The sequence below is a fragment of the Aquimarina ulvae genome, from assembly GCF_053613295.3.
In genome coordinates, this window is sequence record NZ_JBSIBP030000006.1 from 215,566 (window position 1) to 237,271 (window position 21,706).

The window sequence follows — 21,706 nt, forward strand, 5'->3', positions numbered from 1 at the left end:
TATGATTAACAGAATCATTGATTTTTCAATCAATAACAAATTTATTATTGGCTTGTTTACCTTGACTCTTGTAGGTGTCGGTATCTGGTCAATGGCAACGGTAAATCTTGGGTCTGTGCCAGATATTACCAATAATCAAGTGCAAGTCATCACGCAATCGCCCAATCTGGGAACGGAAGATATTGAACAGTTCGTGACCTATCCTGTAGAATTATCTATGGGTAATTTACCGGGCGTTACCGAAATAAGATCTATCTCACGTTTCGGACTCTCTGTAGTAACCATCGTTTTTGAGGACGATATGGGGACTTATCTTCCTAGACAACTGGTAGGGGAAAAACTCAACGAACTTGGAGAATCTATACCTGAAAAATTTGGAAGTCCATCTATGGGTCCCATTTCCACAGGATTAGGTCAAATTTATGAATACACCATTCAGCCAGGGAAAGGATTTGAAAACAGATATTCGCCTATGGAACTGCGTACCATCCAGGACTGGGTTATCAAACGACAACTTACTTTACTGGAAGGTGTGGTAGAAGTTAACTCATATGGTGGTAGCATTAAGCAGTACGAAGTTGCCGTCGATCCAGAGAAGTTAAATAGTATGGGCATCAGCATTTCACAAGTGTATGACGCTCTTGCTATGAACAATGTCAATACAGGTGGTGCCTATATTGAGAAAAATAAAATGTCAAACTTCATAAGAGGCGAAGGTCTTATTCGCTCTTTGGAAGACATCAAGAATATCTCGATTATCAACGAAGGCAACATTCCCATAACAATTGGAGATGTAGCAACGCGTGTCCATTTTGGGAGTCAGGTACGTTATGGTGCATTTACCCAAGACGGTAAGGAAGCCGTGGGCGGTATGATTATGATGCTCAAGGGTTCTAATCCTAATGCAGTTATTCAAAATGTAAAGGATCGTATGGCAGAAATTGAAAAATCCCTGCCAGAAGGTTTAACGATCGCCCCTATCATTGATCGTAGTGAGCTTATTGCCAGAACTACAGATACGGTTAAAACTAATTTACTGGAAGGTGCTCTAATAGTGATTTTTGCCCTTGTGTTATTGCTGGGTAGTTTAAGAGGTGGAATCATAACAGCCACGACCATACCATTGTCCTTACTTTTTGCCTTTATCCTGATGAAGCAGTTTAATGTATGGGCAAACTTAATGAGCTTGGGAGCTATTGATTTTGGGATTATCATAGATGGTGCGGTAATTATTATAGAAGGAACGGTTTATGAGATCCAAAAACGGATTAGGTCTGGCAAGCTAAAATTCAATCAAGGCGTGATGGATAAAGTGGCTTATGATGCAGGAAGCACGATGATGGGTTCCGCTTTTTTTGGACAGATAATTATCCTCATCGTTTTTACGCCTATACTTTTTCTAACTGGTGTAGAAGGTAAAATGTTTAAACCTATGGCATACACCTTTGGCTTTGCAATGATAGGTGCCATCATCTTGTGTCTCACGTATGTGCCTATGATGGCAGCGCTTTTTATGAAACCAGTACAAAATACCAAAAACTGGTTCGGCAGGTTCGAGCGTTGGCTCGAAAAAATAAGCGATAAAATTATAGGTGCTATTCATAGTGCATATATGCCATTATTAAAGGGAGCCCTTAAACTAAAACTTATTGTTTTATCAGCTGCTACCGTATTACTTCTTATTGCTGGTTTTATCTTTTCTAATATGGGTGGAGAATTTGTGCCCCAGCTTGATGAAGGAGATCTAGCAATGCAAGCGCTCATTAGACCAGGAAGTTCATTATCCGAATCTATTGAAGTTTCCAAGAAAATAGAAACTATCCTATTAGAAAATTTCTCTGAAATTAAAACAGTCACAGCTCGTATAGGTGTTGCAGATATTCCTACAGATCCTATGCCTATGGATATTGCAGATATGTACATCATCCTAAACAAGGATATGGACGAGTGGACAACAGCTACTACTAAAGAAGGTTTGATAGATGCCATTAGAGACAAATTAGATGAAGAACTCGTGGGTGTAAATTTAGTTTTTACCCAACCAGTAGAGTTACGATTTAACGAGCTGTTAGAAGGTGTAAGAGAAGATATTGCGGTAAAGCTGTATGGCGAAGATTTAGATGTGTTATCACAAAAGGTTCAGGAAATGGCAGCGATTATACAGACCGTTCCTGGCGCTGGTGATGTGAGTGCAGAACGAACTGCAGGATTACCACAGATGACCGTAAAATATAAGCGTGATAAAATGGCGCAATATGGACTGGATATTCAAAAAGTAAATGATTACATAAGTACCGCATTCGCTGGCGGAACTGCAGGAGTAATTTTTGAAGGCGAGAAACGATTTGATCTCGTGGTACGATTTGATGAAAGCCATAGAAAAAGTATCGATGACCTACGCAATATGTATATCGATCTTAAGGATGGCAATCAGATACCCATTATCGAAATAGCCGAAATTGAATACGTCCCTGGACCTATGCAAATTTCACGTGACAATACGTATAGAAGAACCTACGTAGGTGTAAATGCAAGAGGCAGGGATGTGGAGTCTGTAGTAAAAGATATTCAGCAAAAATTAGATGAAGAACTGGACTTGCCATCAGGCTATTATATTACCTATGGTGGCGAGTTTGAAAATCTACAAAGCGCAAAGGATCGTTTGATAATCGTTGTGCCCATCGCCCTGTTTTTAATATTTATACTGCTGTACTTTGCCTTAAAATCCTTTTCACAATCGCTAATGATTTACATAGCGATTCCCTTGGCGGCCATCGGTGGTGTGTTTGCCCTATGGTTGCGGGATATGCCATTTAGTATTTCGGCAGGTGTCGGCTTTATTGTGCTATTTGGTGTTGCAGTTCTTAACGGACTGGTACTTATAAACCGATTTAATTCCTTAAAAGAAGAAGGTGTGATAAGTATAAAGGATAGAATATTTCAAGGGACTAAAGAACGTATTCGTCCCATTATGCTCACGGCCACCACAGATATTTTTGGGTTTTTACCAATGGCATTTTCCACATCAGCCGGTGCAGAGGTGCAACAACCGCTCGCTACGGTAGTTATTGGTGGGATGCTTACGGCCACCCTACTCACGTTGATCGTACTTCCCGTGCTCTATACCTTTATAGAAAAGCGACGTGAGCGCAAAGACCAGAACAAGATTGGTTCGTTTAATCCGCAAGCATTGGCCACGATTTTAATACTTGGTTTTATGTTAGGTGGTACCGCTTTCGCGCCTGCCCAGAGCGCAGTCGAAGGGAAAGGGCAACAAACACAAGCACCTGTGCCAGACCTCATTGTTCAGGATAGCATTACACCCATTACCTTATCTCGGGCTGTAGAAATTGCTAAAGAGAATTATCCAGCACTCAAGACGAGCCAACTCGAAATAGAAAGACAGAGCGCACTCACGGGCAATGCCTATGACTTCGGTAATACTAAAGTATTTACAGGTGGCGAAGAAGTGGCAGATGGTCAGGGCATTTATACCTTGATAGGTATCGGTCAACAAAATATTGATCTATTGGGAATAGGTGCCAAAAAACGCTTGCAACAACAACGCATCCAGTTAGCCGAAACAGCTTTTGACCTATCTGAAATCCAGATAGAACTGGAAGTCAAAAAAGCCTGGTCAGAAGCTTTTCAGGCAAAGAAGAAATTTGTTCTTTATCGAGAACTGGACAGCATTTATGGTCAATTTGCACAATCTGTAGAACTCAATTTTGAAGTCGAAGCCATTTCGAGACTGGAATATGCTGCTGCGCGCAATCAAGCGTTACAGATAACCAACAGGTTTCAGCAGGCAGAAACAGATTATTTAATCGCATTACAAAAACTCAATCTTTGGTTGACACCAGATACGATGTACACCGTAGCTGATGAATTTGAAGCTACCGAAATTTCGGTGTTAGAGACTGATGATACATTGGATGAACATCCCGAGTTATCGCTTTCGCGAAAGCGTATAGACGAAGCACAGGCAAGCTATGATGCAGCAAGAGCAAATTTGTTGCCCAAATTCAATCTGCAAGGTGGCCTGCAACGTGTAAATGGCGATAGTGGTTTCTACACCTATCAGGCAGGGATTTCCATACCGCTGTTTTCTGGCCCAGACCGCAGCCGCGCAAAAGCTGCTAAACTGGATGCACAGATTGCAGAAACCAATGCCGCATTCAAACAACGCGAGCTGCAATCCCAATATACACAAGCACAGCAAAATTATACACGATGGCGAGATACTTGGTTTTTCTATAAAACCGAAGCTCTGCCACTTGCCATAGACCAGCGCAAAGGCGCATTGCTCGCCTACAAAGAAGGTGCGCTTGATTATGCAGCATTCACGCAAATTATACGTGATGCCATACAGACCGAAATGGATGCGCTGGACGCACTCGATAATTATTTAGAAGCCTTGTTTAAACTACAATATTTCCAAAACTAAAAAAAGATGAAAAAATTAAAATATATACCGATTACCACAATGCTTATGGCATTGACATTATTCAGCTGTGGCGAGTCAAAAACTGAAGATGGCCACGATGAAGCCACCCATTCTGAAACAGAAGAAAATCACTCTGAAGGGGAAGATGAAGAAGATAATATGGAAGGCGAAGCTAAGGAAGTAATGCTCACGGCACAGCAGTTTGAAGCCTTACAGATGGAAATTGACACGCTCTCACAACGTTATATGAGCGGTTATGTAGAAGCAAATGGCACGCTGGAAGTACCACCACAAAACGAAGCATCCATTACCGCCATAACAGGAGCAAATGTGGCATCCATAGAAGTAATAGAAGGTGATGAAGTGAAAAAAAATCAAGCGGTCGCCTATCTCTCACATCCCAGCATCATACAGATACAGAGCGATTACTTAAATGCACACAGCAACAGTCGGTTTTTAAAACAAGAATACGAACGTCAAAAAAGGCTTTATGAAGCTGGTGTGGCATCTGGTATGAATTTCCAAAAGGCAACGGCAGACTATCAGTCATCTACCGCAATGGTAAACGGGCTGGAAGCACAATTGCGACAGTACAACATCAATGTGAATGGCGTGCGCAATGGCACTATCTACCAGCGTGTTGCATTGCGCAGTCCCATTGCAGGGGTTGTAGAAAAAGTTTTTATAAAAACTGGACAATATGTGGAGCCACAGACCAACCTAATGGAAATAGTAGATACAGACCACGTACACGCAGATTTAATGGTTTTCGAAAAAGATGTTGATAGGGTAAAAAAAGGTCAACAAGTACGATTTAGCGTTCAATCAAGACCAGGAACGGAACTCGTTGCCGAAATTTATTCAGTAGGAAAAACCTTCGAGCAAGATCCCAAAGCGGTGCACGTACACGCAGAAATTGAGAACAAAGGTGGTGGTCTTATCCCAGGAATGTACATTAAAGGTAGGATTGAAGTTGATAACGATGAAACCGCTGAAACCGCATTACCAGAAAGTGCCATTATTACAGAAGGTGGTAGGGATTATGTGTTTAAAGCGCAAAGGGAAGGCAACACTTGGAGTTTTATACCAGTAGAAGTCACTACGGGCGAGAAGGATGGTGACTGGATAGCCATACGTTTTTTTGAAACCCCAGACCCAAATACTCATTTTGCCTTTAATAATGCCTATTACCTTATGGGAGAGATGAAAAAAGGGGAACTTGGTGACGATGATTAAAATGGAATGAAAGAAAAAAGAAAGAAAAACTTAAAAGTAGCAAGAACCTTACAGATTTGGAACGTCATCTACGATGTTATTGAAGTTGCGGTCTCGCTTATTGCTGGATTTACGGCAAATAGTTCGGCTCTGATAGGTTGGGGATTGGACAGCACGATTGAAGTGGTTAGTGCGGGAACATTAGGCTGGCGACTACACGGCGAGATTAAAGGTATCGATGAAGAAAAAGTAAAACGAAGACAAAAAATCACGTTAAACGTAATTGCAGTTTCCTTTACGCTCATCTGTATTTTCATTTCCTACGATTCCATTACAAAGCTTATAAATAAAGAAACCGCAAACTGGAGCACGATGGGACTGATTATATTATTGGTTTCCCTGGTTGTAAATCCTATCCTGATCTATTTCAAAAGAAAGTATGGAAAGAAATTAGACAGTCCAGCCTTGCTGGCTGATGCTAAAGACACCTTTATTTGCTTATACCAAACCGTGGTCGTACTTATAGGATTGCTATTGGTCAACTGGTTAGGCTGGTGGTGGGCAGATCCTGTGGCGGCATTACTTATCGTTCCGTACGCTGCAAAAGAAGGCTATGAAGCCTACAATAAAGCTAAAAATATCAATTATAACACCGCACAAAATGACTGAAATTGAAAAAACATTAAATGACCATAACGTGCGTCCCACCGCAATGCGCATCTTGATTTATAAGTATATGGCCGATAGGGATGCCGCCATCGCCCTGACTGATATTGAGAATGCTTTCGCAAAATCGGATAGAACCACATTGTACCGAACCCTAAAAACGTTTGAAGAAAAAAACGTGGTGCATCACATAGATGACGGAACTGGAATCTCTAAATACGCACTTTGTGAAGAAGGCTGTAATTGTGAAATAGAACAGGATTTGCATTTACATTTTCATTGCACTAACTGTGACGAAACAGTTTGTTTAACGGAACAAAAAATCCCGCATATCAATTTGCCAGATGGATATTTGGCAGAGGATGTTAATCTCGTGGTTACGGGAATATGCGAAAAATGCAGCAGTAATTTACTTTAATAAACAAACGAACAAATTAGATTGATTTTGAAAAAAAGCACTTTTATAATAACTAAAATGGACTGCCCTTCAGAAGAGCAGATGATTCGGATGAAGTTAGAGTCTTATGCTCAAGTAAAACACTTGGATTTTGATATTCCAAACAGAAAATTGGAAGTATATCACGTGGACGACGTCAAGGCGATAAAAACGTCTATAGCCAGCTTAAAACTTGGGGATTCCTTAGAAGGAACCACAGAAGCCGAACCACCCGTAATGGAAGACCAATCCAAACAAAAAAGAATCCTATGGTGGGTCTTGGGCATCAACTTTGGCTTTTTCGTTATCGAAATGACCACCGGTTGGATTTCTTCTTCGATGGGTCTTGTGGCAGACTCATTAGATATGCTGGCAGATTCCATCGTATATGCATTAAGCCTATTTGCGGTAGGCGGTGCCATTTCAAGAAAAAAGAAGGTTGCGAAATACAGCGGATACTTTCAGATGGCATTGGCAACACTTGGGTTTGCAGAGGTCTTGAGAAGGTTTTTTAGCAATACCGAAACACCCTTGTTTCAATGGATGATTATCGTTTCAATTTTCGCATTGGCAGGTAATTTGATATCGCTCTGGCTCATCAACAAGGCAAAGAGTCAAGAGGCTCATATGCAGGCAAGTGCCATTTTTACATCCAATGATATTATTGTTAATGGTGGTGTTATAGTAGCTGGGGTGCTGGTTTATTTTCTGAATAGTAAATGGCCCGATTTAGTGATTGGCGGCATCGTTTTCACTTTTGTAATGCGCGGTGCATTGAGAATATTGAAATTATCGAAGTAGTTTTTAAAATGATATCAAACTTGATTAGAACATATGAAAAAGAAAAAAGTAAACTTACGTGACTTAGAAGCGAAAGAACATCAAGGTGAGCACAGACACGATGATGGCCATAACCATAGCAGCCCTGAAGAAATTTCAAATTTTAGAACCTATCTACCGGCAATTTTCAGCTTTGTGATGCTGATAGCCGGAATTGCTATTGATTACTTTGATGCGTTTCTTTTCTTCAAAGGATGGATTCGCATAGTGTGGTACACGGTAGCCTATATACCTGTGGGATTCCCTGTAATTAAGGAAGGTTGGAAGAGTGTCAAAAATGGTGATTTTTTTACGGAATTCTTCTTAATGTCCATAGCCACTTTAGGTGCATTTGCCATTGGCGAATATCCCGAAGGTGTTGCCGTAATGCTGTTTTATGCTGTGGGCGAACTCTTCCAAAATGCGGCCGTTAACCGTGCGAAAGGAAATATAAAAGCCTTACTCGATGTAAGACCAAATGAGGCATTAGTTTATCGTGATGGCGATTATGTTTCAGTAAATCCCGAGACAGTTGAAATTGGCGAAAAGATACAGGTACGTGTAGGCGAAAAAGTTCCGCTTGATGGTATTCTGCTTTCTGAAAAGGGTTCTTTTAATACTGCTGCCTTGACAGGCGAAAGCAAACCTGATACTATTGCTAAAGGCGATACCGTTTTTGCTGGAAGTATTAATCTCGATGGAGTTATTGAAGTTGAAACAACAAAAGAATTTAAGGACAGTTCCATTGCACGTATTCTCGATATGGTGCAAAACGCAACTGCTAGAAAATCAAAAACGGAATTGTTCATTAGAAAATTTGCGCGGATTTATACGCCTATCGTTGTATTCCTTGCCATCAGCCTGACGTTTCTTCCTTACTTTTTTGTAGATGATTATGTGTTTAGAGATTGGTTATATCGTGCATTGATATTCCTCGTGATTTCGTGTCCTTGTGCTTTGGTTATCTCGATACCGCTAGGTTATTTCGGTGGTTTGGGAGCTGCTTCACGTAATGGTATTCTTTTTAAGGGTGCGTCCTTTCTCGATGCAATGACTCAAGTTAATACCGTAGTGATGGATAAGACGGGAACGGTCACTAAAGCAGTATTTAAGATTAAAGAAATTGTTACTGGTTCCGCTTTCGCGAAAGCAGAATTTATGAAATACCTAATGGCAATGGAAGAGCAATCCACGCATCCAATAGCAATAGCCATTATGGAATATAAGGCTGAAGGAGCAGATTATAATGCTACAGACGTTTCTGAAATTGCAGGTAAAGGTTTGAAAGGTAGCGTAAATGGAAAAACAGTCTTAGTTGGGAACAAAGCATTGATGACAGCACATCAGATAGAAGTTCCAGCAGAAACAGACAACATTGTTGAGTCTATAGTGATGGTAGGTATAGATGGCGCATTTGCAGGTTATGTAACAATCGCCGATGAATTGAAAGACGATGCGCATCAAGCGATCAAAGAAATAAGGGCAGCAGGAATCGATAAGATTATTATGCTTTCTGGAGATAAGGATTCTATCACTCAAGAAGTAGCAAAAGAATTAGGCATCGACTGGGCAAAAGGTGGAATGCTTCCAGAAGACAAACTCAATGAGGTGGAAAAATTAAAACAGCAACCAGATACTAAGGTGGCTTTTATAGGTGATGGTATTAATGATGCGCCTGTACTTGCGGCTAGTGATGTAGGAATCGCGATGGGCGGTCTTGGTAGCGATGTGGCTATTGAAACCGCAGATGTTATTATACAAACAGATCAACCCAGTAAAATCTCAAGAGCGATAAAAATAGGCCGTTCTACACGTCGGGTTGTTTGGCAAAATATCATACTTGCCTTTGGCGTGAAAGTTATTGTATTAATATTAGGCGCTGGAGGTCTCGCCACAATGTGGGAAGCAGTCTTTGCAGATGTAGGTGTAGCATTGCTGGCTATTCTCAATGCTGTTCGATTGCAGAAAATGAAGTGGGAGTAAACATTACAATCTAATAGTATTTTCAATAAGCATTGATTTTGAGAGTGTTAAAGAAATATCACTCTTCAAAAAGTTCGAACTCTGTCCCGTTGAGTTCACAATAGATTAACAAAAAGTTGAAACAAAGCAAGCTCAAAGTAAAAAGAGCTTGCTTTGTTGTTTGTATACAACCTTTACATTCCTATATAAAAATAACTTTACTTCAACGACACCTAAGTTTTATAACCAAAAGATCTTATATCTTCTAAAATTTTGACTTCGGATATACTTATCCATTTTTATTGACCAAATATTCATACTCTTCAAATTCTATATTGCCACTAAAAATTTTAACTGATTTTTTGATCACATCCTTTGCTTTTTTTTCTGAACAGCCTAGTCCAATTACATATTTGTAAATCAAATTACTTTCTTGTTCGTCAATTTGATGATCTGCAAATATCATTCTAAAAAGGTTAAACAAATGTTGTAAACGCTCTTCTTTTGAACTAACCGAGATCATTGGGTACCTGGCAGGGTTTTTAATAATTTCCGTTATTTGATCTTCACGAATACTTAGTTCATTAGCAAACTTCAGTAGCATCTTTTTCTTCCTGATGAAGCTCTCCATCGATAGAGGCTATATTTACTATGGCAGCAAAATGGATAATATTATTTTTTTGGATGCCCGATTGATACAGTTCTGAAATTGACATATGATTGTTCCTTAAATTATATTCTTTTAGACACACTGACTGCTAAAAAGGTCACATTTTTAAGTAACTCTATCGATTAACAAAACACTCTTACATCAAAAAACACCTCGAACTTTCTTCAGACCATATTGTCTATATTTATCAACCAAAAGTCTAGAGTAATTTTAACCCGCATTATGCATTAGAAAATCTATTACATCTGTGAGCCACTTCAAATACTGATGTCTTGCTTCTTTTTTTAATTTCACTGTAGCCGTGCTATGCTAAAATCAAGTAAAAGCCACTATTTATCTGGTCTCAAAGCTTCATTACGAAGTTCCAATGCATAATCCGGGTTTACGGTATTCGAAAATTTTAAGCAATTAATAATTAGTAGCCAAAATACGCTGCTATTTAATACACTTTATGATCGGTAAAGTAAAAGGGTATATAAGAAATATTACAGTTTTTCTAAAAATAAAGATGAAGCTAAGGGCTTAACACTAGATGTTTTTTTAAAACCGTTTATTAAATTAAACACTTTTAAAGGCAATTCTAAATTTTCAAACTGATTATATACATTTACCTATAACCCCTATAAATAGAGATTCAGGGAGAACGATACAGTACAACTATACTCTAACTTCTATGAATTCTATATGCTTTAGCAGAAACCAATTAAGAATAGTTAATCGTAGTTTTCTTCTTCCTCTATCGGGAGTTTATCCAATATTTCTATGCCTTTTTGCATAATTAGCGAGGTAGGTATAGTAATATTTTTACCGTCATCGGTTTTCATAAAAAGATAAAAACCTGTTATATCTTTTACCTCGCCTGTCCAGTCAAAATCTTTATCAATAATTCGAATCCTATCACCAATTCTTACAGGGTGACTAAAAAATAAAATTACACTTGCCGTAAGATTAGATAATATAGACCATTGCGCAAAAAAACCAACTCCCAAAACTGCCAGTACAGACGAAATAAAAACGGTGAATTGTTTAATATCAACCCCCCAAATCAAAGCTAGAGCCGAACCTGTTAAAATATAAATGACCAAATAACTTAAATAGAAGATTATTTTTCTTCTGTTTACTTCAATAGACCTTGCTAGTCCAAATTTTCTGATAGCACTTTTAGTAACCAAAATAACTAAAAGCATAATACCAAATAATACTAGAGTAACTATTAACTCTTGTTTATGAAAACTCATATGTTCCTCTTATTTTTTTGCAAATCTATTGGATTTAATCAAATAATATGTGAAAGAAAATAGAAATTGTGCCGTACTAAAAAAGTATGTTTTTTTATTTGGTGGTTTCTAAATTTAAGTTGAAACTTTATTACCCAATTGTTATATTTCAATAAAGAACTCTTCCTGCATAAACAAAAGAATATAGATTTTAGCATTACGTAAAAAAATAATAACAATCCATAGGTTCAATCTATTTACTAAAAAAAATTCTTTCTAAGTATTCTTCTGATATGGTATCCTTATGAGCATAATGAATTGATCAGGCAAACATTAAACAAATCTACTATAAAAAATAAAACAGGTATTTGAAATTAAAATGTGACTTAATTTCTTATTGGTGTCTTATACTATAATCAAAAGGAATAAAAGTTTGATTAAATTAGTAACATGAATCTTAAGGATGGAGTAAAAACAGCCGATATTAAGGTTTCTTCAGAAACTCAAAAATTAAGTGAGTTTGTAAAAGACAAAAATAATTCTCTTGTAGACAGACTAGAGCGTTTTGAAGACATTATCAACCTAGAGGTCGGTGATACAGGTCTTACACGTGCAAAAACCTTAGAAAGAGAGTTTGATATAAGACAATTGTTTATAAAGTACGAGGGAGACAACCCAACAGGAACCCAAAAAGATCGTATTGCCTTTGCTCAAGTTTATGATGCGCTGCGTAGAGAATACGAAACAGTATCAGTAGCTACTTGTGGTAATTATGGGGTTGCGATAGCTTTAGCTACACATCTGGCAGGATTGAACTGTAAAGTCTTTATTCCGGAATCTTATCATACGGAACGTATTAAAGAAATGGAAAGTCTCTGTGCAGAAATTATTCGATTAGACGGAAATTATGAGGAGGTTGTAAAATCTAGCAGTGAATATGCAATTCAGTATGATTGGTACGATGCCAATCCTGGAGGAGCTAACACGTCTTTACAGATAAACGCCTATGCTCAAATTGCAAATGAAATAGTAGAAGAATTAGGTGATGCCCCAAAATATTGTGCTGCACCTGTCTCTAATGGTACGCTGTTTGCCGGTATTTATCGTGGGTTTGTAATATTACATAAAAGAGGAAAAATATCTAGAATCCCTAAAATGATCGCTGCATCATCAACTCGAAAGAATCCTGTTATACAGTCTTTTACCCAAGGATTAGAGTATTGTAAAGATCTTAGCCCTAGAGTTATAAAAGAAACCAAATACAATGAACCATTAATCAACTGGCATAGCTTTGATGGTGAAGAAGCTTTGGTAGCGATCAGAAGATCAGGTGGAGATGCATTCAACATTAGTGATAAAAAAATGAAGGAAATGAGTTCATTTTTATTAAAAAAAGAAGGTCTTCGTATTTTACCTGCCTCCACAGCAGGACTTATTGGTCTTTTGGAACTCGATGAAAAACTAGATTTAGAATCAGACCGTTTTGTAGCTATACTAACTGCAAAACATTAACAAAAAAATTAGTAGATGAAAAACACTATAGATGGAAAAGCTCTCGTATACTCTGAGGGAGCCTTCAATACTCCAAATGGAAAAACAGCACATGGTCTGGTACGTTTTACCAATAGATACAGAATAGTTGGAGTGATAGACAGCACATATGCTGGTCAGGATGCAGGAAAAGTATTAGACGGTAAAAAAAATGGCATACCAATCTTTAAAAATATTGGATCAGCAATAAGAGAATTAAATGATATGGGGATGTTACCCAGAACGCTAGTTATTGGACTCGCACCAGATGGGGGCAGATTGCCTGAACAAGCAAAAGAAACCTTAAAGAAGGCATTGGAAATGGGTTGGAACCTAGATAGCGGTTTACATGATTTTCTGTCAAATGATACCGTTTTAACGAATCTTGCTGAAAAAAATAATTGTAGAATCCGTGATATTAGAAAGACTCCTTCTCGAGATAAATTGCATTTTTTTACAGGAGAAATAGAAAATGTAGACTGCCTAAAACTAGCGATACTTGGTACAGATTCTGCAGTAGGGAAACGTACAACAGCATGGCTACTTGTACAAGGTTTTCAAAAAGCCGGATTAAAAGCAGAAATGATAGGAACAGGACAAACCGCTTGGATGCAAGGCGCTAAATACAGTATGATTATGGATAGCTGTATCAATGATTTTGTTTCTGGTGAGATAGAGCACGCGGTGGTTAGTGCATACAAGAAAGAAAAACCAGATGTTATTGTTATTGAGGGGCAAGGTAGCTTGATGAACCCCGCGTATCCAGGCGGTTTCGAAATTTTAGCGGCAGGACGTCCGGACTTTATAATTTTACAGCATGCCCCTAATCGAAAAGATTATGACGGTTTTCCTGGGTATAAACTACATCAATTAAAAAAACAAATTAGTGCTATTCAAATGATCTCAGGTAAAAAGGTTATTGCTGTTACTATTAATCACGAAGGAATGACAACAGAAGAAATCCAGCCTGCGTGTGAGAAAATTTCTATAGAAACTGGTTTACCTGCATTTGATGTATTAGCAAATGGTTCAAATCAGTTGGTTACACTTTTAAAAACGGAAATTAAAAAACGACATCAGGTAGAATGAAAATAACTAGGGTAACATATGAGCGGTTAGAATTGTCACTAGCAACTCCTTATACCATTGCATATGAAACTATAGACAAGACAACCAATTTTATTCTCAAGATTGAAACAGACAAAAAAATTGTTGGATACGGGTGCGCAGCTCCAGATCCTGTGGTTACAAGAGAAACTGCCAGTGAGGTTGAAAATACCATCAAAACATTAATCATTCCTTTTTTAATGGGTAGAAATCCCTGTATGCTTTTAGAAACTTTAGAAGGGCTCAAATTACTTCTCAAAATTAAGTCATCTACTTTGGCAATGGTAGATATGGCTTTATTAGATATTGTCTCAAAAAAAATGGAGGTACCATTGTATCAGTTTTTAGGAGGATATCGAAATAAGATCCCTACCAGTATCACTATAGGGATTTTACCTGTAGAGGAAACGTTAAAAATTGCTTCAGATTTAATAGAGCAAGGCTTCTTTATACTTAAAATTAAAGGAGGGCTTTCTTTAGAAACTGACATTGAAAAAATGGTGCGTTTGCATGAAAAATTTCCAAATATTAAATTACGCTTCGATGGTAATCAAGGGTATTCTGTAGAAGATGCTTTGGCCTTTTATACGGCTACAAAAGATGTGGGCATTGAGATTTTTGAGCAACCCACTAAAGTAGGATCCGGTAAAAAGCTTGGAGTTATTGTCGAACAAGTCGACGTTCCTATAATGGCAGATGAAGGTATAAAAAACTTACAAGATGTTTTTAGACTTGCTCAGAATAAGTTTGTGGATATGGTAAATATTAAATTGATGAAAGTTGGAGGTATTATAGAAGGAGCACACATAAATTCTGTAGCCAAATCTGCTAACATAGATGCGATGGTAGGATGTATTGACGAATGTCGCCTGGGGATAGCTGCGGGATTGCATTTTGCCTTGTCCAGACCCAATATTAAATATGCAGATCTGGACGGCCACCTAGATATCAAAAATGATCCATTCAAGAAATTATTTATCCTTCAAAAAGGGATTTTATATCCCACAGATGAATCCGGATTAGGAAACATCAATAGGCAGTAATGGACTTAGTGATTATTTATCTGGGTTTTATTATTACCGCTTATGCCGTAATTGCCAATGATGTCATCCAAACTCTAGGAACATTTTTAGTTTCTAATAATAAAAAACACTGGTTTGTATTATGGTTATATGCAGCTGGTATTTTGGCGACGACTTTGCTCTATGGTTGGTACTTACATAATGGAGATGTTTCTTACGGAAGATTAGCTAAAATACCGCTTCCAGACCACATCCAGTGGTGGTACTTATTGGCTCCAATATCTCTTTTGATTATGACACGATTTGGTATACCCGTAAGTACAACATTTATGATTCTTAGTGTATTTTCAACAAGTCAGATCATAGAAAAAATGATCCTTAAATCCGTATTAGGATATGCTCTTGCTTTTATTACGGCAATTTTTGTATACCTTATAATTTCTAAACTTTTTGAATCCAAGGCTTCTTTACGGCTTATGAACATCAAAAAGCAAAAAAAATACTGGCTACCGGCACAATGGCTCTCTACAGGGTTTTTATGGTCACAATGGCTAATACAAGACTTTGCAAATATTTTTGTCTTACTTCCAAGAAAACTTCAGTTTTTTGAATTGATCACTTCTTTAGGAATCATCTTACTTATTATGATATATATTTTTAAGAGCCGAGGAGGAAAAATACAACAAATAGTAAATCAAAAATCCAATGTGAAAAATATACGTTCTGCTACGATTATTGATTTATGTTACGCAATATTATTATATATTTTGGGAACCATAAGTTCGATCCCGATGAGCACCACTTGGACTTTTATAGGTATTCTTGCGGGTCGAGAAATCGCAATCAGTTATCTGTTACAAAAGGAAAAACTTCATCAAACGTATAGAATAATATTTAGAGATTTGGCAAAAGTAAATATTGGTCTGATTGTTAGTATACTTATTGCTTTTGCCATCCAATTATTCAAATCATAAAAATTAAAACCAGATATTTTATTATATTACTTTTTTTAAGCCTCCCCTTTTTTCATCAGGGATTTGTTTAGTACAGGAATAAACAACAGATATATGAATGATTCAATACCTTTAGGCTAGTTTTAGATACAATTCTTCTGAAAAAAGTAAAAAATAAATCAATACAAAACTAATACCGCAACCTATTTTAGGTAACTTTTTCACCATTGTAGTATCTAAAACCTAAAATAATTTATCTTTTATTGTTTATTCAAAAAAGGAAACTGATAAAATGGCTATATTCCTTTTTTAAATCAAAATAAAACTTTAGTAATGAAAATAGTAATTCTATCTCAAAACCCAAATTTATATTCAACAAAGCGACTTGTAGAAGCTGGCCAAAAAAAAGGTCACGAAATGATTGTCATTGATCATACCAAGTGTAATCTTGTTATAGAGAAAAAAAAACCATCTATTATTTATAAAGGAAAGGAAATTAAAGAAGTAGACGGCGTAATTCCCAGAATTGGTGCTTCAGTTACCTTTTATGGTACTGCAGTAGTTCGGCAATTCGAGATGATGAAAGTTTTTACTGCAACAGAATCTCAGGCTCTGGTAAGATCTCGTGATAAACTTAGAAGTTTACAAATTTTATCGCGTGCTGGTCTGGGGTTACCTAAGACAGTGTTTAGTAACTATTCCAAAGATGTTAGCCAAATTGTAGAACGTGTAGGCGGAGCACCACTTGTGATTAAATTGTTAGAAGGTACACAGGGCTTAGGAGTAGTATTAGCTGATAATCAAAATTCTGCTGAATCGATACTGGAAGCTTTTAATGGATTACAGGCTCGTGTAATCGTACAAGAGTTTATAAAAGAAGCGAAAGGAGCAGATTTACGGGTTTTTATTGTAGACGGTGTTGTTGTCGGCGCTATGAAAAGACAAGGAAAAGAAGGTGAATTCAGGTCTAATCTTCATCGAGGTGGTAGCGCTAATATTATAGAACTTTCAGAAGAAGAAGAAAATGCTGCACTTAAAGCAGCAAGAGCTATGGGACTGGGTATTGCCGGTGTAGATATGTTACAATCAGAACGAGGACCTTTAATTTTAGAAGTAAATTCTTCTCCAGGATTAGAAGGTATTGAAGCTGCTACTGGTAAAGATATTGCAAACCATATGATTAGATATGTCGAAAGAAATGTTGAATAGTGATATTGAAATATTAGGTAGAGCCGTTTCCAAGGGAAAAGGATTGCAGTTAAACCTCGACATTGCTAAATTACACACAAGAACTAAGATTGAAGTACCGATAATTATCCAAAGAGCCAAAATAGATGGTCCTTGTTTACTTATAACGGGCGGTATTCACGGAGATGAACTTAATGGTGTGGAAATTGTTAGGCAAATTATATCTAAAAAATACAATAAACCCACCAGAGGAACTGTAATCTGTATACCGGTTGTAAATATTTTTGGATTTCTAAATCAAAAAAGAGAGTTCCCTGATGGTCGTGATCTAAATCGGGTATTTCCAGGTAGTAAAAGAGGATCATTAGCAAGTCGATTTGCTTATCACCTGATGACAGAGATAGTCCCATATGTTGATTATTGTATCGATTATCATACTGGTGGCGGAGAAAGATTTAATGTTCCACAAGTCAGAATTAATGACAACGAAGAAACCCAAGAACTAGCTGAAGTTTTTGGGGCACCTTTTATTCTTAAATCAAAAAACAGAGAAAAATCGTTTAGAGAATCTTGTATAAAACTGGGCAAAAAAGTGCTACTCTTTGAAGGAGGAAAATCATTATCCTTAGATAGTGAAATTACTGATGCAGGAATATCTGGTGTGTTAAGAGTGATGCATCACCTTGAAATTAGGGATTTTACGAAGGAAATAGAAAACTACAAGAAGACAACAGAAATTAAACCAATAGTCATTGAAGATTCTTTCTGGGTTCGTGCTAAATACTCTGGAATGTACCACCCCTATATTAAGACAGGAGCTTTTATAGAAAAAGGCGAAATTATTGGAAATATTTCTGATCCATTTGGAGATTTCGAAAAGCCAATTAAAGCGCCAAACTCGGGGTACGTAATATGTTCTAATCAAGCATCAATCGTCAATCAAGGAGATGCCTTAATCCATCTGTCCAAACAACTATAATGTTTTAGATTAAAAATAATAATTCTTTTCTAGAGTGATTTTTGAAATCAAAACATATCCCCAGATATCATAGTTTTGAAAAAAAAAAGAGAAGTAATCCTATTACCTGTATTACACCATCAAACAGTGAGATGTAATTTTTTGAAATTATTTCTTACAGATAAGTGACTCCATGACAGGTTTTGGGTCTAATAGTGAAATCGTGCATTAATTTAGAATAACTACTAGATTTAATCTGAAGGATGAAAGCATTTTATCCCTCAAAAACGCACAAAACAAGATTGTTTAATACGTTGTAAAAACAAATAAGAGCCATGTTGTCGAGTAAACATCAATAAACGACTTGTTCTTATTTAGAAAATGATGAGGATGAGACATCAATGGTAAGAAAAACATTATTGAATTGCCCGAGAATTCTGATGATTAATAACATAATTGACAACAGTAATAAATAATTGTATCAGCTTATTTGTACATTTTTAAAAACCATAAAATGAGACACCTATGAAATCAAGCTTAATTCTTTTAGTCACTTTATATTCATTTATAGGTACTAAAACAGAACAAAACCCTATAGTTATTAAGGCTACTTATGAATATAGTGAGGATGGAATATTCTATTTTACAGACTACAAAGGGAAGAAATATGAATTTAGAGGGATTGAGGATGAACCTGCTATAAAATATGACCTGTTAGAAGACAATTATAAAGGAGAAGCATTTGTTATAACCTATAAAACAGAAACCGATGTTGATGAATCTGATGAAGAATTTGAAATCTACATTATTACCGATTTAAAACTTGTCGAAGATTAATTTTAAATACGTCGTACTATGAAAGCACAATTTCATCTGGCTCTTCCTTGTGAAAACATAGAAAAGACTAGAGACTTTTATCTATACATAGTAGGGGCTAAACAAGGAAGAAGTACAGATACTTGGATAGATATTAACTTATACGGCAACCAGCTCACTTTTACTGAAGCCGGCAAGTTTAATTTTGATTTCAAAAACTATAGCCTCAGTGGACAGGTAGTACCTTCATTTCATTTTGGAGTAATTGTAAAGTGGATACCTGAGGAAAAGTATATTCTAGATTATTCTCTATGAATCTTGAGGTTACCACAGAAGTTACCTTCTTAGAAAATAAAATTGGAGAACATCTTTCTTTTTTTGTTAAAGATCCTGATGGATATATGGTAGAGCTTAAAAGCTTCAAGAATCCAGAAGAAGTTTTTGAAAATAATAATGATTAGAGAAACTAATATCAAAAAAACCACAAAACAATAAAAAGTTACTAATAGAATGAAAATTAAGAACATAGAAAATATTGAATTAAAATTTTTAGACTTAAACGATTATCAAGAACTCAAAGAAGCGATGATTCAGGCGTATTCTACGATGCCAAATGCCTACTGGAAAGAACATCAAATAGAAAGTCTGATAAATAAATTTCCAGAAGGGCAGATTGTAATTAAAGTAAATGATCAGATCGCAGGATGTGCCCTTTCTTTAATTCTGGATTATGATCAATTTGACAACAGTCATACTTATAAAGATATCACGGGAGATTATAGTTTCAATACCCATACACAGGAGGGAGATGTACTTTACGGAATCGATGTATTCATCAAGCCCAACTTTAGAGGGTTACGATTAGGAAGAAGGTTGTACGATTATCGAAAAGAACTTTGTGAAAAATTAAATTTGCGAAGTATTGCTTTTGGAGGAAGAATTCCTGGGTATCATGAGTTTTCTAATACCCTAACCCCAAAAGAATATATAGAAAAAGTGAAAAGAAAAGAAATTAATGACCCAGTACTTAATTTCCAGATATCCAATGATTTTCATCCTGTTAAGATTTTAAAAGGCTATTTAGAAGGTGATGACGCATCCAATGAGTTTGCTGTATTGATGGAATGGGATAATATTTATTACCAAAAACCTACCAAAAAAGCCGCCAAAAAAAAGAAAGTAATTCGATTAGGGCTTATTCAATGGCAAATGCGCCCATACAAAGATCTGGATGAGTTGTTGCAACAAGCAGAATATTTTATTGATGCTGTAGCTGGTTACCGGTCTGATTTTGCATTATTTCCAGAATTTTTCAATGCTCCTCTAATGGCAGAGAACAATCACCTATCAGAACCGGATGCTATACGTGAATTGGCGAGTCATACAGATGCGATAGTAAATAAATTCTCTGAATTTTCCATTTCATATAATATCAATATCATTTCTGGTAGTATGCCAGAAATTAAAGATGGTCGACTCTATAATGTAGGTTACCTATGTAAAAGAGACGGAACCATAGAGAGATATGAGAAATTACACGTAACTCCAGACGAGGCAAAAGTCTGGGGGATGCAAGGTGGTAATAAGCTTAAAGCTTTTGATACAGATTGCGGTAAAATTGGAATATTGATCTGTTATGACTCTGAGTTTCCTGAATTAAGCCGACTCTTAGCCGATGAAGGCATGGATATTTTATTCGTTCCTTTCCTAACAGATACTCAAAATGGATATTCCAGGGTGCGCCATTGTGCACAAGCCAGAGCTATCGAAAATGAATGTTACGTGGCTATTGCAGGCAGTGTAGGAAACTTACCTAATGTTCATAATATGGATATCCAATTCGCTCAATCGATGGTATTTACACCTTGTGATTTTTCGTTTCCAACAAATGGAATCAAAGCTGAAGCCACGCCCAACACTGAAATGATATTAATCGCAGATGTGGACATCGACCTACTCAGAGAATTAAATCAGTTAGGAGCGGTAAGAAACTTGAAAGATAGAAGAACTGATTTATTCGAACTTAAAAAGAAAAAACAATAAAATGATACATCCCAGTACTGAAATACGGTTCATAAGTAACAAGGTGGGATATGGTGTCGTTGCCAAAGAGTTTATACCAATAGGAACTATCACTTGGGTTTTGGATAAATTTGATCGTGAGTTCACTCCTGATCAATATGAATCCTTAGAACCTGTTTATAAAAAGATATTAGATACCTATGCCTACAAAAACAACGTAGGTAATCTCGTTTTGTGTTGGGACAATGGACGGTTTATAAATCATAGCTTTCATGCCAATTGCCTAACCACGGCTTACAATTTTGAGTTAGCAATACGTGATATATATCCTGATGAACAGCTAACAGATGATTATGGTTATCTTAATATTGATGAACCTTTTAGAGCGATTGATGAAGGAACGCGAAGGAAAATTGTATATCCAGATGATTTAATAAAGCATCATGCAGCCTGGGATAAAAAATTAAAAAAGGCTTTCAAGAACATATCCAATGTAAAACAACCTTTGATTGGACTACTGGAAAAAGAATTATGGCAATTGGCTGAACAAATTGGTAAAGGAGAAAAAGAAATGGAGTCGATACTAAAGAATTATTATAATAAAAATAAAACTTTAAAATAATACTACAGTTATAAGTGAAAAAAAGAAAAACAAAAGTGACTTTAAAGAATTACTTG

The 21,706-nt window shown here is 36.6% G+C and carries 20 protein-coding genes; 17 read left to right on the forward strand and 3 right to left on the reverse strand.

Going from position 1 to position 21,706, the window contains the following annotated elements; genetic code table 11:
• Position 1 precedes the first annotated feature (1 nt).
• From ACWGOQ_RS14885 to ACWGOQ_RS14910, 6 genes are read left to right on the forward strand one after another with little or no spacing between them, the layout of a single operon-like run.
• Positions 2-4,447, forward strand: coding sequence for a CusA/CzcA family heavy metal efflux RND transporter (locus tag ACWGOQ_RS14885; RefSeq protein WP_041566903.1), 4,446 nt, complete (start codon positions 2-4; stop codon positions 4,445-4,447).
• A 6-nt stretch (positions 4,448-4,453) separates the two neighbouring features.
• A complete protein-coding gene (locus ACWGOQ_RS14890; protein WP_072316425.1) occupies positions 4,454-5,683 on the forward strand; it encodes an efflux RND transporter periplasmic adaptor subunit in 1,230 nt (409 codons plus the stop codon).
• A gap of 6 nt (positions 5,684-5,689) precedes the next feature.
• Positions 5,690-6,331, forward strand: coding sequence for a cation diffusion facilitator family transporter (locus ACWGOQ_RS14895; protein WP_116216549.1), 642 nt, complete (start codon positions 5,690-5,692; stop codon positions 6,329-6,331).
• Positions 6,324-6,746: a Fur family transcriptional regulator gene (locus ACWGOQ_RS14900; RefSeq protein WP_296380384.1), complete on the forward strand. Its 423-nt coding sequence runs from the start codon at positions 6,324-6,326 to the stop codon at positions 6,744-6,746. Before ACWGOQ_RS14895 ends, ACWGOQ_RS14900 begins: the two co-directional genes overlap by 8 nt.
• A gap of 27 nt (positions 6,747-6,773) precedes the next feature.
• Positions 6,774-7,565, forward strand: a complete 792-nt coding sequence (locus ACWGOQ_RS14905; protein WP_181898143.1) for a cation efflux transmembrane domain-containing protein — start codon at positions 6,774-6,776, stop codon at positions 7,563-7,565.
• 33 nt (positions 7,566-7,598) lie between these two features.
• Entirely contained in the window at positions 7,599-9,566 is a 1,968-nt protein-coding gene (locus ACWGOQ_RS14910; RefSeq protein WP_452058845.1) for a heavy metal translocating P-type ATPase, read from the forward strand.
• 268 nt (positions 9,567-9,834) lie between these two features.
• Here ACWGOQ_RS14910 and ACWGOQ_RS14915 read toward each other — a convergent pair whose 3' ends face one another.
• From ACWGOQ_RS14915 to ACWGOQ_RS14925, 3 genes are all read right to left on the reverse strand, one after another.
• Entirely contained in the window at positions 9,835-10,149 is a 315-nt protein-coding gene (locus ACWGOQ_RS14915) for a TerB family tellurite resistance protein (RefSeq protein WP_452058844.1), read from the reverse strand.
• A complete protein-coding gene (locus ACWGOQ_RS14920) occupies positions 10,130-10,261 on the reverse strand; it encodes a hypothetical protein (protein ID WP_452058843.1) in 132 nt (43 codons plus the stop codon). Before ACWGOQ_RS14920 ends, ACWGOQ_RS14915 begins: the two co-directional genes overlap by 20 nt.
• A 667-nt stretch (positions 10,262-10,928) precedes the next feature.
• Complete coding sequence (locus ACWGOQ_RS14925; RefSeq protein ID WP_452058842.1) at positions 10,929-11,453, reverse strand: mechanosensitive ion channel domain-containing protein; 525 nt, start codon at positions 11,451-11,453, stop codon at positions 10,929-10,931.
• Positions 11,454-11,882: 429 nt separating this feature from the next.
• On the opposite strand from ACWGOQ_RS14925, the gene ACWGOQ_RS14930 reads away from it, so the two are divergent.
• The 11 genes from ACWGOQ_RS14930 (at position 11,883) to ACWGOQ_RS14980 (ending at position 21,650) form a co-directional block, all read left to right on the forward strand.
• Positions 11,883-12,944, forward strand: coding sequence for a pyridoxal-phosphate dependent enzyme (locus ACWGOQ_RS14930; protein ID WP_452058841.1), 1,062 nt, complete (start codon positions 11,883-11,885; stop codon positions 12,942-12,944).
• A 15-nt stretch (positions 12,945-12,959) separates the two neighbouring features.
• Positions 12,960-14,051 (forward strand): N-acetyltransferase DgcN family protein, encoded by a 1,092-nt coding sequence (locus tag ACWGOQ_RS14935; protein ID WP_452058840.1) that lies wholly within the window; start codon positions 12,960-12,962, stop codon positions 14,049-14,051.
• The gene (locus tag ACWGOQ_RS14940) at positions 14,048-15,112 is read left to right on the forward strand and encodes a mandelate racemase/muconate lactonizing enzyme family protein (protein WP_452058839.1); all 1,065 of its coding nucleotides are present in this window, start codon (positions 14,048-14,050) and stop codon (positions 15,110-15,112) included. Before ACWGOQ_RS14935 ends, ACWGOQ_RS14940 begins: the two co-directional genes overlap by 4 nt.
• On the forward strand, positions 15,112-16,065 hold the full coding sequence (locus tag ACWGOQ_RS14945; RefSeq protein ID WP_452058838.1) for a hypothetical protein: 954 nt from the start codon (positions 15,112-15,114) through the stop codon (positions 16,063-16,065). The genes ACWGOQ_RS14940 and ACWGOQ_RS14945 overlap by 1 nt, the downstream gene beginning before the upstream one ends.
• Positions 16,066-16,377: 312 nt before the next feature.
• Positions 16,378-17,253, forward strand: a complete 876-nt coding sequence (rimK, locus tag ACWGOQ_RS14950; RefSeq protein WP_452058837.1) for a 30S ribosomal protein S6--L-glutamate ligase — start codon at positions 16,378-16,380, stop codon at positions 17,251-17,253.
• On the forward strand, positions 17,231-18,211 hold the full coding sequence (locus ACWGOQ_RS14955) for a succinylglutamate desuccinylase/aspartoacylase family protein (protein WP_452058836.1): 981 nt from the start codon (positions 17,231-17,233) through the stop codon (positions 18,209-18,211). Before rimK ends, ACWGOQ_RS14955 begins: the two co-directional genes overlap by 23 nt.
• Positions 18,212-18,715: 504 nt before the next feature.
• On the forward strand, positions 18,716-19,027 hold the full coding sequence (locus tag ACWGOQ_RS14960) for a hypothetical protein (RefSeq protein ID WP_452058835.1): 312 nt from the start codon (positions 18,716-18,718) through the stop codon (positions 19,025-19,027).
• Positions 19,028-19,045: 18 nt separating this feature from the next.
• Complete coding sequence (locus ACWGOQ_RS14965) at positions 19,046-19,321, forward strand: hypothetical protein (RefSeq protein WP_452058834.1); 276 nt, start codon at positions 19,046-19,048, stop codon at positions 19,319-19,321.
• The gene (locus ACWGOQ_RS14970; RefSeq protein ID WP_452058833.1) at positions 19,318-19,467 is read left to right on the forward strand and encodes a hypothetical protein; all 150 of its coding nucleotides are present in this window, start codon (positions 19,318-19,320) and stop codon (positions 19,465-19,467) included. Before ACWGOQ_RS14965 ends, ACWGOQ_RS14970 begins: the two co-directional genes overlap by 4 nt.
• A gap of 49 nt (positions 19,468-19,516) precedes the next feature.
• Positions 19,517-21,049 (forward strand): bifunctional GNAT family N-acetyltransferase/carbon-nitrogen hydrolase family protein, encoded by a 1,533-nt coding sequence (locus ACWGOQ_RS14975; protein ID WP_452058832.1) that lies wholly within the window; start codon positions 19,517-19,519, stop codon positions 21,047-21,049.
• 1 nt (position 21,050) lies between these two features.
• Complete coding sequence (locus ACWGOQ_RS14980; RefSeq protein WP_452058831.1) at positions 21,051-21,650, forward strand: SET domain-containing protein; 600 nt, start codon at positions 21,051-21,053, stop codon at positions 21,648-21,650.
• The last annotated feature ends 56 nt before the right edge of the window (positions 21,651-21,706 follow it).

What these genes read in the sequence shown, in the direction of transcription:
- ACWGOQ_RS14910 (WP_452058845.1), top strand. Translation starts at nt 7,599, where the DNA reads ATGAAAAAGAAAAAAGTAAACTTACGTGACTTAGAAGCGAAAGAACAT.
- ACWGOQ_RS14980 (WP_452058831.1), top strand. Translation starts at nt 21,051, where the DNA reads ATGATACATCCCAGTACTGAAATACGGTTCATAAGTAACAAGGTGGGA.
- rimK (WP_452058837.1), top strand. Translation starts at nt 16,378, where the DNA reads ATGAAAATAGTAATTCTATCTCAAAACCCAAATTTATATTCAACAAAG.
- ACWGOQ_RS14945 (WP_452058838.1), top strand. Translation starts at nt 15,112, where the DNA reads ATGGACTTAGTGATTATTTATCTGGGTTTTATTATTACCGCTTATGCC.
- ACWGOQ_RS14925 (WP_452058842.1), bottom strand. Translation starts at nt 11,453, where the DNA reads ATGAGTTTTCATAAACAAGAGTTAATAGTTACTCTAGTATTATTTGGT.
- ACWGOQ_RS14960 (WP_452058835.1), top strand. Translation starts at nt 18,716, where the DNA reads ATGAAATCAAGCTTAATTCTTTTAGTCACTTTATATTCATTTATAGGT.
- ACWGOQ_RS14935 (WP_452058840.1), top strand. Translation starts at nt 12,960, where the DNA reads ATGAAAAACACTATAGATGGAAAAGCTCTCGTATACTCTGAGGGAGCC.
- ACWGOQ_RS14965 (WP_452058834.1), top strand. Translation starts at nt 19,046, where the DNA reads ATGAAAGCACAATTTCATCTGGCTCTTCCTTGTGAAAACATAGAAAAG.
- ACWGOQ_RS14895 (WP_116216549.1), top strand. Translation starts at nt 5,690, where the DNA reads ATGAAAGAAAAAAGAAAGAAAAACTTAAAAGTAGCAAGAACCTTACAG.
- ACWGOQ_RS14885 (WP_041566903.1), top strand. Translation starts at nt 2, where the DNA reads ATGATTAACAGAATCATTGATTTTTCAATCAATAACAAATTTATTATT.
- ACWGOQ_RS14970 (WP_452058833.1), top strand. Translation starts at nt 19,318, where the DNA reads ATGAATCTTGAGGTTACCACAGAAGTTACCTTCTTAGAAAATAAAATT.
- ACWGOQ_RS14940 (WP_452058839.1), top strand. Translation starts at nt 14,048, where the DNA reads ATGAAAATAACTAGGGTAACATATGAGCGGTTAGAATTGTCACTAGCA.
- ACWGOQ_RS14930 (WP_452058841.1), top strand. Translation starts at nt 11,883, where the DNA reads ATGAATCTTAAGGATGGAGTAAAAACAGCCGATATTAAGGTTTCTTCA.
- ACWGOQ_RS14955 (WP_452058836.1), top strand. Translation starts at nt 17,231, where the DNA reads ATGTCGAAAGAAATGTTGAATAGTGATATTGAAATATTAGGTAGAGCC.
- ACWGOQ_RS14915 (WP_452058844.1), bottom strand. Translation starts at nt 10,149, where the DNA reads ATGCTACTGAAGTTTGCTAATGAACTAAGTATTCGTGAAGATCAAATA.
- ACWGOQ_RS14900 (WP_296380384.1), top strand. Translation starts at nt 6,324, where the DNA reads ATGACTGAAATTGAAAAAACATTAAATGACCATAACGTGCGTCCCACC.
- ACWGOQ_RS14975 (WP_452058832.1), top strand. Translation starts at nt 19,517, where the DNA reads ATGAAAATTAAGAACATAGAAAATATTGAATTAAAATTTTTAGACTTA.
- ACWGOQ_RS14920 (WP_452058843.1), bottom strand. Translation starts at nt 10,261, where the DNA reads ATGTCAATTTCAGAACTGTATCAATCGGGCATCCAAAAAAATAATATT.
- ACWGOQ_RS14890 (WP_072316425.1), top strand. Translation starts at nt 4,454, where the DNA reads ATGAAAAAATTAAAATATATACCGATTACCACAATGCTTATGGCATTG.